Source organism: Halomonas sp. ND22Bw (assembly GCF_003011945.1).
Lineage (GTDB): Bacteria > Pseudomonadota > Gammaproteobacteria > Pseudomonadales > Halomonadaceae > Halomonas > Halomonas halophila.
In genome coordinates this window covers 1-567 of record NZ_PXWD01000074.1, presented here as the reverse complement: position 1 = coordinate 567, position 567 = coordinate 1, and the positions used below count along the sequence as shown (strand labels likewise).

Below are 567 nucleotides of genomic sequence, written 5' to 3'. Positions count from 1 at the left end.
GTCGGTGAAATGACCTTCTCTACAGCACACGACATCGCCACTCCTATGGCTGTCCCACCTGTGATATAGACGCTATTAGATAACCATGAGGGACAGGGCGACCGACACGCCGTGCCTACCGTGCCTTCATCCTGATGCGGCGCTAGAGATAACAAGAAATGACGTCTTGATCCGTGATCTTGCGAACGTCGTATTCAAGAACGGCGAAAAGCAATGCACAGTGCTCTCCGGGGTACTCCATGACCCGTACACTGCGACGACGATCAACTTCCAACGCGGGCAGGCAACATCCTCCGCCGTGCAGATCGACCACGTGTTATCAGCAGCTTTGTCAAGGAGTCTTCCTCTTTCTGCTGGTCACTATGTCGATGACATGCCGCTCACTGCTGTGGTGGCCTTGTGATGCGCCAGCGCGTGACCGGGGTCGCGGCGGTAGCTGCGGCGTGCGTTGTCACTGTGTCTGGTTGCTCGGTCCTTCCCGCTGATGGTGGGTCGGTATTCGCCGCTCCGGTGTCGGGAACTTCTGCGCCTGGTGTGCAGGTCGATGAGGCACTGTCGGCGCTGGAT

1 protein-coding gene is annotated in these 567 nt (G+C 57.8%); it reads left to right on the top strand.

Going from position 1 to position 567, the window contains the following annotated elements; genetic code table 11:
* Positions 1-166: 166 nt before the first annotated feature.
* The gene (locus tag CVH10_RS25400) at positions 167-403 is read left to right on the top strand and encodes a hypothetical protein (RefSeq protein ID WP_146142960.1); all 237 of its coding nucleotides are present in this window, start codon (positions 167-169) and stop codon (positions 401-403) included.
* Positions 404-567: the final 164 nt, after the last annotated feature.